The sequence below is a fragment of the Prevotella sp. HJM029 genome, assembly GCF_000599605.1.
GTDB lineage: Bacteria > Bacteroidota > Bacteroidia > Bacteroidales > Bacteroidaceae > Prevotella.
This window is the reverse complement of record NZ_AZHT01000021.1, coordinates 1-4,009: the sequence shown is the minus strand read 5'-3', so window position 1 is coordinate 4,009 and position 4,009 is coordinate 1. Positions and strand designations below refer to the sequence as shown.

Here is a 4,009-nt window from a genome sequence, read left to right as displayed (position 1 = left end):
TATTATCTAAAGACAAACATTATCCAAAGATTGCCATAAATTTCATTGTAACTATTTGATTAACATCTTTAGTTTTGATAATTACTCGTGATAATATGTAAAGAATCACATAAAATCAAGCGTAGTTTCCGTTATTATAATATGGTATAACCATTCTTAATAAACAGAATTATGGATGCAAAAGACTACGCTATTGACAACCTGATTGTCAAATGCTCTGAGAAGATGAATGAATCAGGATATTCTCAGGGCTGTATCAGTACCCATGTGGTACGATGGAAACTTCATCTGAAGCCGTTCCTCGTAAAAAACGGCACAAGTGTTTATGATTCAGAACTGGGGAGGAGATTCCTCATGGAAATGCTTCCGTCCCTGTCCCCAGCCTCTCAGCGAAGATTCAAGCGGAGTGTCCGCATTATTGACGCATTCGTGACAACTGGTGAAATTCCGAAGCATGCCAAACGTTCTACCATTCCGTTCTTTTCTAACGGGATTTGGACAGTTGCACAAGATTTCATTGATTACAAATTATCCCAGCGATGTATGTTGCCGACGATTGACAATTATAGACGGCTATTATCCTATTTCGTATTGTCTTTGAATATAAAAGGGAAGGATGATGTTGCTCAAATATCGGAAAGTGACGTTCTTGAGTTTTTGGGAGCAAGAGAGTCTAACAGGTCACGACATAGTGTCATGCGTCAGTTTTATGAGTTCATTGACAAGTCCCATCCAGAGTTTCCCAGTTTCTCCTATTTATTTGAGTTCATCCATCAACCCGTACGGGAGAGGATGCCTTCAACCTACTCCATGGAAGAAGTGGGGATAATAGAATCATCAGTGAATAGAAGTGGAGGCATAGGCAAACGTACATATGCCATGCTTCTTTTGGCTTCAAGGCTTGGCCTGCGCATTTCTGACATAATTGGGCTGAAATATGCAAATATAGATTGGGACAGATCTCTAATACAGCTAAGGCAGGCAAAGACAGACAAGCCGATAGAACTTCCCTTGCTTAAAGATGTAGGAGAAGCCATTATATCCTACTTGAAAGTACGTCCTGAATGTGAGCTTGAAGAAATTTTTGTCACTCATACGCCTCCAATCACGAAAATGAGCAGAACAGGAGCAGGGCGATTGATTTCAAATGTTATCCAGAAAAGTGGTATTGACAATGCTGGACGTAAACATGGTCCACACTCCATGCGATTCTCGCTGGCAAGCAGGATGCTTGAACAGGGAGTCGGCATTCCTGTAATATCTGAGTCACTTGGTCATTCTGGTCAAGATGTTACAATGAACTATTTGCGTATTGACATACAGGAGATAAGCCTCTGTATGCTTGATGTTCCACCAGTTAAAGAAGATTTCTATGAGCAGCAGAATGGTACATTCTTCATATAAGGATGATGATTTTAAGAGTATCTTATCTCCGTATATATTACGTTTTCTGGAAACAAAGGAAACGGCAGGTTCAGATGCAAAATGCTACCTGTCGACTCTGCGTGATTTTGACAGATTTTTCTCACGGGAAAAACTACCATCTGTTTGTGTTAAGCAATCAGACTTTGAGGTATGGAGGAGAAGATTGATAGGTAAGGCAGCGACTACCATCTACTTGAAAATCTGTGTTGTTGGGCAATTTCTTCGTTATATGGCAAGGCTTGGTATTCCTTGTTACATTCCGGTTTATCCACGTAAGCCTAAGAATTTATATGTGCCATATATTTTCTCTGAAGAAGAACTGAGGAGAATATTCGAGGCTGCAGATAAACTTATATTTTTGAGACGGACATTCAGATGTAGTGTTTTCTCCATCCCTGTACTTCTAAGGTTGCTGTATTCTACGGGAATGAGAATCGGAGAAGCTTGTAGTATAGTTAACAGCGATGTGAATATGTCATCCCGCATCATCCTTATACGGGATACAAAGAACAAAAGAGATAGGCAACTCCCTATTACAAATTCTCTGTATGGAGTCCTTACGCAATATCTAGCCAAACGGAACAAGTTGCCGTTATCTGACATAAACGAGCCACAGAATCCGTTTCTTATCTCATTGAACGGAAGTCCGCTGACAGGAAGGAGTGCAAGACATTGGTTCCTCAAAATCCTTGAAGCGTGCGAAATCAACTATGTCCCAAAGGTTGGGCCCAGAATACATGACCTTAGACATACCTTTGCCGCTCATGTTCTTGACAGACTGGCAAAGGATGGTATGGACATGCATTGTTGCTTACCTATATTATCTGTAGCACTTGGGCACAAATGTGTAAGTGACACAGAGTGTTATGTGAGAATAACCAATCAGATTTATCCACATATCTCGGATGCTACATCAACAATTTCAGAGTATATTTTCCCAACAATCTCAACAATTTAACAATTATGAAACAGACAGAATCGCCATTAGCAAAGCATATCGGCTCATTCTTTTCTTCATATCTGTCAGTAGAACGAGGAGCAAGCCCGCATACAATACGTTCCTATGCGAACACATTCGTCTCTTATATCGATTATATGGAACGAAAGAAAGGCATTAAGCCTCACAACCTTTCGACTGCATCCCTTGTCAAAGTGAATGTTCTTGGTTTTCTTGCGTGGATAGAAGACACAAAAGGCGTGACCGTACTGACACGCAACCAAAGGTTGGCTGCAATACATTCCCTTTGTCGGTATTTGCAACATTCAGACATAACACACATAGACCGATGGCAAGAAATATTATCGATAAAGTTTAAGAAGGCACATCCAAAACCGATGTTATATCTTTCGGTAGAAGGTGTGAAACTTCTTTTATCCCAGGTCCCGACAGATAGCATTACCAGTAGAAGAAACCTTGCTATGCTTGCATTGTTGTACGATACAGGTGCTCGTGTACAGGAACTGGTGTCATTGCGACCATGTGATCTGCACTTGGAATCACCTGCGTATCTAATTCTACAAGGAAAGGGGAACAAGAGCCGGGCCGTTCCTATTCAAGACAAGCAAGTCTGCATCTTACAGCATTACATAAGCGAGAACAAACTTAACAGGGAGGAGTGCCAAACAGAACCTTTGTTCAAGAATCGCAATGGAAGCAAACTAACGGGTGCTGGAGTCACATACCTACTAATGAAGTACGTGACCCAAGCCCATGAGCAGAACCCGGATTTGATTCCAGAACGCTTATCACCACATTGCCTTCGCCATAGTAAAGCCATGCATCTGCTTCAAGCAGGGGTGAATTTGGTTTACATACGGGATATTCTGGGACATGTTTCAATCATGACAACAGAAATCTACGCCCGTGCAGACTCAAAGCAGAAGAGGGAGGCTCTTGAGGCTGCGTACAAGGATGTCATACCTGACACGGACAGACAGACACCGCCTTCTTGGGAAACCAACAAATCGCTAAGAGAATGGCTGAAAAGTCTAGGCATACATCCACGCTGACCACAATCAGCCAATGTAACTAAAATCCTCCAGATGCAGTCCAAAAGAATCTGAGGGTTAAGCAATTGCTTTCCCCTATGTAGCATAAGATGTAAATGGGGGCCGGTGGAGCGACCAGTTGAACCAACAAGTCCGACCGCTTCACCTGGTTCCACCATTTGCCCTTGTCTCACAAGAATCCTTGACAAATGGCAATAAGTGACCACATAGTTGCCGTGTCTTATTATAACATAATTGCCACGAGATCTGTCTCTACCGATTGTGGTGATTATTCCTGGCAGCATAGCAAATGTTTCTGTTCCAATGCTGGCTCTCAAGTCTATGCCATTATGCAACCTTCTCTTTTTTGTAAAAGGGTCCATTCTATATCCAAATTTGGAGGATATTTTTATAGTATGCAAGGGGAATGATGCAATTCTCTGGTGAGCTTGACTCTGAGACAATGTGCAGAAATAGGGCCTTACGCCCTCATTATTATCATAAGGAACACCATTTGTAATTGCTTCAACATCCTCATCCTCAACGAATTCTTCCGTGAATCTTTGGATAATGTTTGTCTTTAGATAATACGGAT

Annotated in this window: 3 protein-coding genes and 1 pseudogene; 3 read left to right on the top strand and 1 reads right to left on the bottom strand. The window is 41.6% G+C overall.

Annotated features, from left to right (window positions below; all coding sequences use genetic code 11):
• Positions 1–171: 171 nt before the first annotated feature.
• Genes X919_RS0102205 through X919_RS0102195 form a run of 3 tightly spaced genes read left to right on the top strand, consistent with a single transcriptional unit; the run spans position 172 to position 3,435 of the window.
• Positions 172–1,404, top strand: a complete 1,233-nt coding sequence (locus X919_RS0102205) for a tyrosine-type recombinase/integrase (protein WP_036916756.1) — start codon at positions 172–174, stop codon at positions 1,402–1,404.
• Complete coding sequence (locus X919_RS0102200) at positions 1,385–2,383, top strand: tyrosine-type recombinase/integrase (protein ID WP_051502370.1); 999 nt, start codon at positions 1,385–1,387, stop codon at positions 2,381–2,383. The genes X919_RS0102205 and X919_RS0102200 overlap by 20 nt, the downstream gene beginning before the upstream one ends.
• 5 nt (positions 2,384–2,388) lie before the next feature.
• Entirely contained in the window at positions 2,389–3,435 is a 1,047-nt protein-coding gene (locus X919_RS0102195; protein WP_028898847.1) for a site-specific integrase, read from the top strand.
• A 65-nt stretch (positions 3,436–3,500) separates the two neighbouring features.
• Here X919_RS0102195 and X919_RS17395 read toward each other — a convergent pair.
• Positions 3,501–3,797 (bottom strand): annotated as a pseudogene (locus X919_RS17395) (M23 family metallopeptidase); the annotation flags it as partial.
• Positions 3,798–4,009: the final 212 nt, after the last annotated feature.

Coding starts and splice junctions, on each gene's coding strand:
- X919_RS0102205 (WP_036916756.1), top strand. CDS start 172: ATGGATGCAAAAGACTACGCTATTGACAACCTGATTGTCAAATGCTCT.
- X919_RS0102200 (WP_051502370.1), top strand. CDS start 1,385: ATGGTACATTCTTCATATAAGGATGATGATTTTAAGAGTATCTTATCT.
- X919_RS0102195 (WP_028898847.1), top strand. CDS start 2,389: ATGAAACAGACAGAATCGCCATTAGCAAAGCATATCGGCTCATTCTTT.